6 protein-coding genes and 2 pseudogenes are annotated in these 5,115 nt (G+C 67.7%); 5 read left to right on the top strand and 3 right to left on the bottom strand.

From position 1 onward, the window contains the following. The coding region (locus BBH68_RS17830; RefSeq protein WP_065963593.1) for an ATP-binding protein at positions 1-410 on the bottom strand (410 nt) is incomplete at its 3' end. A 188-nt stretch (positions 411-598) separates the two neighbouring features. Between BBH68_RS17830 and BBH68_RS17825 the strand changes: the two genes are divergently transcribed. Beyond that, positions 599-1,462 (top strand): helix-turn-helix domain-containing protein, encoded by an 864-nt coding sequence (locus tag BBH68_RS17825; RefSeq protein ID WP_065963591.1) that lies wholly within the window; start codon positions 599-601, stop codon positions 1,460-1,462. Continuing rightward, positions 1,459-1,659, top strand: a complete 201-nt coding sequence (locus BBH68_RS39480; protein ID WP_076970816.1) for a DUF397 domain-containing protein — start codon at positions 1,459-1,461, stop codon at positions 1,657-1,659. Before BBH68_RS17825 ends, BBH68_RS39480 begins: the two co-directional genes overlap by 4 nt. A gap of 170 nt (positions 1,660-1,829) precedes the next feature. Here the strand turns inward: BBH68_RS39480 and BBH68_RS17820 are convergent, their stop codons facing one another. Continuing rightward, a complete protein-coding gene (locus BBH68_RS17820) occupies positions 1,830-2,426 on the bottom strand; it encodes a TetR/AcrR family transcriptional regulator (protein ID WP_065963589.1) in 597 nt (198 codons plus the stop codon). Positions 2,427-2,518: 92 nt separating this feature from the next. Between BBH68_RS17820 and BBH68_RS43180 the strand changes: the two genes are divergently transcribed. The 3 genes and pseudogenes from BBH68_RS43180 to BBH68_RS39470 all read left to right on the top strand — a co-directional run. After that, on the top strand, positions 2,519-2,803 hold the full coding sequence (locus BBH68_RS43180) for a hypothetical protein (RefSeq protein ID WP_245738097.1): 285 nt from the start codon (positions 2,519-2,521) through the stop codon (positions 2,801-2,803). 117 nt (positions 2,804-2,920) lie between these two features. After that, the gene (locus BBH68_RS17815; RefSeq protein WP_245738098.1) at positions 2,921-4,285 is read left to right on the top strand and encodes an FAD-binding oxidoreductase; all 1,365 of its coding nucleotides are present in this window, start codon (positions 2,921-2,923) and stop codon (positions 4,283-4,285) included. A 95-nt stretch (positions 4,286-4,380) separates the two neighbouring features. Beyond that, positions 4,381-4,479: pseudogene (locus tag BBH68_RS39470) on the top strand (carboxymuconolactone decarboxylase family protein); the annotation flags it as partial. A 27-nt stretch (positions 4,480-4,506) separates the two neighbouring features. On the opposite strand, the pseudogene BBH68_RS17810 reads toward BBH68_RS39470, so the two are convergent. Beyond that, positions 4,507-4,767 (bottom strand): annotated as a pseudogene (locus tag BBH68_RS17810) (serine hydrolase); the annotation flags it as partial. Positions 4,768-5,115: the final 348 nt, after the last annotated feature.

Here is a 5,115-nt window from a genome sequence, read left to right as displayed (position 1 = left end):
CTCCTGTCCGCGATCACGAAGCGCGCCCAGACGCATTTGCTGTGTCTCCCGTGCCTGTGACCCCACGAGTCCGCCAACTGCGAGACGAGGTACAGCCCGCGTCCGCTCTCCTCGTCCGGGCCGGGGGCCCGGAGCCGGGGGATCCTGTCTCTGTCGGGGTCGGAAACCTCGACGAGCAGGGCTTCGCCCTGGACCGAGACAGAGATCTCGATCAGGGCGAACGTCACGCGGCAATGGCGGATGGCGTTGGACACCAGTTCGTCAGCGGACAGGGTCACGTCGTCGGCGAGAGTGCCGCTGATCCCCCAGTCCGCGAGGGTCTTCCGTATGCGGGTCCGTACACCCGGGAGGCTGCGCTTGTGTTTGGAGACACGGAAGGTGTCCCGGCGGTCCGCCATGGCGGTCGGCATGCGTGCTACCCCCTGACTTGTCGTCAAGTTCGCGCTCTGTAGCGGCGCGCACTCAAGAGGTTAGATCTGCAAGCATGCATCTCGCAACTCTTAGTCATGCAAGTCGCACGAGGCGCCACTAGCGTGCGGTCGAGCCGTACAGTGGGCCCGGTGTCGCGCTGGGTAGTCAGCAGAGAGGTGGGGAACCCATGCCCGCAGGGGGAAAGCCGACCGTGCGCAGCAGGCGACTCGGTGCAGCGCTCAAGCGGTACCGACTGGCCGCAGAGCTGGACCAGCAGCAAGCCGCCGCAGTGATCGAGGCGTCGGCGCCCAAGATCAGCCGTATTGAGTCCGGGCATGTGAGCGCTCGCGTTGTCGACCTTCGCCTCCTGCTGGACGCCTACGGCGTCACAGACGCCGATGTGCGGGCAGGACTGGAGGACTTGGCCAGGAATGCCAACCATCGCGGTTGGTGGCTCGAGCATGCGGCGCATTTGCGCGAGGACTACCTCGACCACATCGCGATCGAGGATGACGCCACCTTCATCCAGGAATGGCAATCCGTAGCCTTCCCAGGCCTGTTGCAAACCGCCGCTTACGCCGAGGCGACTATCACGGCGGGCCCAAATTGCATCGATACCGAACGGGCGGCGCACTTGGTCAAGGCACGCGCGACGCGGCAGGCGAAAATCGAACCCGGAGGGGCCGTGTATACGGCCATCCTCTGGGAGCCTGTCATCATTCACCCGCTGGTGAGCGTTGCTGTCCACCGTGAACAGCTCTCCGCAGTACTTGAGGTGAGCAAGAGGCAGAACGTCACCATTCAAGTCCTTCCGTTCACTGCGGGATTGCTTGCGGGGATCTCCGCATTCTCTTCGTTCAGCTTCGGCTCCGGCCCTGCGGTTGAAGCGGTGACCATGGAGAACCTGCGGGGCACGTCGGTTCTGGAAGATCCCGATGACCTCAGCGCTTACGCCAATGCTTTTGATCAACTACGATCGGCGGCACTGGCCCCGGATGCGAGCGCGCGACTCATCCGGCGCATACTGCGGAGCAGCGAGGAAGAGGAATGACCCCAGAGGTTACTGGCCCTTACCGTAAGTCGTCTTACTCCCTGCAAGAGGGTAATTGCGTTGAAATCGCCCCTACGACCATAGGCGGCCATTCCATACGGGACAGCAAAGAAAAGCACGGCCCTCACCTCACGTTCACCCGAGGAGCTTGGCAAGCATTCCTCCTGGGCGTCAGGCAGGGAGAGTTCGACCGCTAGTCAGCTCAGGCGCACGAGGCCCCGACGAACAGACCGCCGCCGGGGCCCTGGGGCGCCCCAGAGTTGGACCGCAGGAGTCCGCACCGCGCGGCCGGGTGGCTGCTCGTCAGCGCGTCCGCAGACAGGGTCGGGGGAATCAGGCGAGGCAGCGGCAAGGGCCGAGGGCCTGCCTAACGCTCCGGACGTGATCGTGGAGCGGGTCGGCCCTCCTTCATGCGCAGGATCAAGGTGACCGCGTCGTCCGAGCGGGTTCCGGGAGTGAGGAGTTCCTGCAGGAGGAGGCCGCGAATCGCGGCAACGGTGACGGTGGCCACATCCCGCGCTTCCTTCGCCTCGAGCCCTTCGCGTTCCGCGAGTGAGGACAACATCGCGGTCAGGTCGCCGATCGACTCCACGACCTCACGGAAGTCCTCGGGGCCGTACGCGGCCAGTCCGACGACGTAGAAGAAGCCGCGGACACGCGACAGCTGCTCCGGCCGGGTGTAAGTACGCCAGATCGCCCCGACGAAATCGTCGAAGGTGCCCTGCTGGGCGGCCTCCAGAAGTGCCTCGTTGTCACGGGATCGCTGCGCCTTGAGCATGGCGGCCAAGGCGCCCCAGAGTGACCCGAAGTGGTAGCGCAGCAGGGCGTGGCTGGTCTCGATCCGGGCGGCGATCTCACGGAGCGACATCTCCGGCGGGGGCAGGGCCTCGCCGAAGGCGTCGAGAAGCCGTGCCAGGAGTCGCTCGCGCGCGCTGCCCTTGCGTTCCGAGGTTGACAGGATCACTCCCACAGTTTATCCATTGGAAAAGATGGATGGGCGGTTCCGTGTTGCTTCGCACATGGTCGCAGTCAGCTCGCAACGGCGGAGGATCGGCGATGGGACCTGCTCAGGCAGTCGGCGCGACGGTCATCGACGGAACGGGGCGCGATCCCGGCAAGCTATCGTTTCGGATCAGCGCCGCCGAGATCGCGGCGGACATCTTCGCCACGGCCGGCGCGGCGCTCGACGCCGGCTTCACCACCGTTCGCGACACCGGCGGGATCGACGGCGGGTTGGTGGCGGGCAGGGTGTCACCCCAACCGGGCTACAGGCATCATTCCTCAGCTACCTCAGGACCTGCCGCGCCCAGTAAGCCCGTCTTTCGCGCATATGGTCCATGAACCGACCGCCCGGCGGCGTGGTGCCATCTATGTTGCACCCCTATGTGAGTCGACTTCTCTGGAGGTATGCGGGTGGCCGAGCGGGACCTCGTCAGCACGCCGCCCCCTGCCGTGGGTATCGCCGAAGTACTCAGGCGACGGCTGCCCGCCGGCCGGGTGGTGACTGATCCGGACATCGTCGCCGGTCTCTCCCACGACCAGGCGGTGTGGGCGCCTGTTGGCCGAGCGGCGGCCGTCGTGCGCGCCAAGAGCACCGACGAGGTCCAGGCCGTGGTTCGTGCCTGCCTGGAGCAAGGAGTCCCGTTGGTTGCACGCGGCGCCGGTACCGGACTGTCGGGGGGCGCCAATGCCGTCGAAGGCGGCGTGATTCTCGCGTTGGACGGCATGGATCGGGTGCTGGAGGTCGACGAGCTGGAGCGCCTCGCCGTCGTGCAGCCCGGTGTGGTCAACGACGACCTGCGCGCCCATGTAGCGGCGCTCGGCCTGTGGTACCCGCCTGACCCCGCCAGTTCTCCCTGGTCGACCATCGGAGGAAACGTCGCGACGAACGCCGGCGGAGTGTGCTGCGTCAAGTACGGCGTCACTCGCGACTATGTCCTCGGTTTGGAGGTCGTGACCGGCACGGGCGAGGTGGTCCGGCTCGGGCGCCGTACGTCGAAGGGGGTCGCCGGCTACGACCTTGTGGGCCTTATGGTGGGCGCCGAGGGCACTCTTGGTGTCATCACCGAGATCACGGTCCGGCTGCGACGCCTGCCTCCGGTCGGCGTGACCGTCGTCGGCTACTTCGACAGCGTCGGGCAGGCCGGTGACGCGGTGCGTGCGACGGCTGCCGCCGGGCTGCGGCCGGCCGCGCTGGAACTCGTCGACCGGCACTGTCTGCGCGCGGTCGATGCCTGGAAGAACATGGGACTCTCCGCCGAGGCGGACGTGGTCCTCCTGGCCCGTTTCGACGACGATGGCCGCGCCGCCGAAGAGGGCGCCCGCCGGATGGTCGACTGCTTCCGCGGAGCCGGCTCTACGTGGGCGGACCGGTCGGAGACAGAGGAAGAGGCCGAGATGCTCTTCGCGGCCCGCCGGCTGGCCTTCCCCGCGCTCGAGCGACTGGGGCCGGTACTCACGGAGGACGTCTGTGTGCCCCTCGGGGCGGTGGCGGAGATGCTGGCCCGCATCGACCGGACCGCGGAGAGGCACCGGATCACCATCGCCAACATCGCGCACGTCGGCGACGGCAACCTGCATCCGCTGCTGGTGACGGAACACGGTGACGCGGCGGCTCAGGTCCGAGCCCGCGCGGCGTTCGACGACATCATCGCGGACGCCCTTGAATTGGGTGGGACGGTGACTGGTGAGCACGGTGTGGGACTGCTCAAGCGGCCCGGCCTCACCCGTGAACTCGGCCCGGCCGTTCTGGAGATGCATCGCGCGGTGAAGCGTGCGCTCGACCCGGCCGGGATTCTCAACCCCGGCAAAGTTTTCGCCTAGAGCTCTTGACGTGCTCCCTGGCTCCGAGGTCCGCCAGTACCGTCCGTGCCGAGATGGCTCGGCAGGTCCATCGACGCGAGTCTGGCCGGGTCGGCGAGGAGCAGTTGTCCGCGATCACCCTGGAGATCGCGCTCACCAACTTCTTCAACCGGATCAACCGCACGATCCGTGAGCAGGCCGGCAAGACCTGGTGAGCCTCACCTCCACGCGGCGGCCGAGCCTCACGTGAGAGCGGCCCGCAACGCCCGCACCAGCGCCTGCGCACGCGGGTCGGCGGTGACGCCGCGCTGCATGCCGTTGGTGACGTAGCCGAAGGCGACGCCCGAGTCGGGGTCGGCGAAGGCGAGGGAGCCGCCGCGGCCCGGGTGGCCGAAGGAGCCGGGGCCGTGCAGCATGTAGCCGAGGCCGAAGCGGGTGCCGACGACCAGCACCTCGTCCGGCCCCGCCGACTCCTCCGTACAGGCCAGGGTCAGCGTGGCGGGGTCTCGCAGTCCTCACCGTGTGTGCGGCACCGGCCTTTGCAGACTGCGGCGTGCGCGAGAGGGCGTGCTGCCGTTCTTCGTGCGGGACCAGGCAGGCCCGTACGAGCGGCCCCGTGTCCACCCACTCCGTCTGCCCCGTGTCGCGGCGCGCTCCCCTGGGCCTGGCAAGATCAACAGCTCCTGTCCGCGATCACGAAGCGCGCCCAGACGCACTTGCTGTGTCTCCCGTGCCTGTGGCCCCACGAGTCCGCCAACTGGGAGACGAGGTACAGCCCGCGTCCGCTCTCTTCGTCCGGGCCGGGGGCCCGGAGCCGGGGGATCCTGTCTCTGTCGGGGTACCTCAACGAG

Origin of the sequence: Streptomyces sparsogenes (assembly GCF_001704635.1) — a bacterium.
Lineage (GTDB): Bacteria > Actinomycetota > Actinomycetes > Streptomycetales > Streptomycetaceae > Streptomyces > Streptomyces sparsogenes.
Note: the sequence above shows the minus strand (reverse complement) of the source record. Positions and strands in the feature narration are given on the sequence as shown.

Coding starts and splice junctions, on each gene's coding strand:
- BBH68_RS43180 (WP_245738097.1), top strand. CDS start 2,519: ATGGGACCTGCTCAGGCAGTCGGCGCGACGGTCATCGACGGAACGGGG.
- BBH68_RS39480 (WP_076970816.1), top strand. CDS start 1,459: ATGACCCCAGAGGTTACTGGCCCTTACCGTAAGTCGTCTTACTCCCTG.
- BBH68_RS17825 (WP_065963591.1), top strand. CDS start 599: ATGCCCGCAGGGGGAAAGCCGACCGTGCGCAGCAGGCGACTCGGTGCA.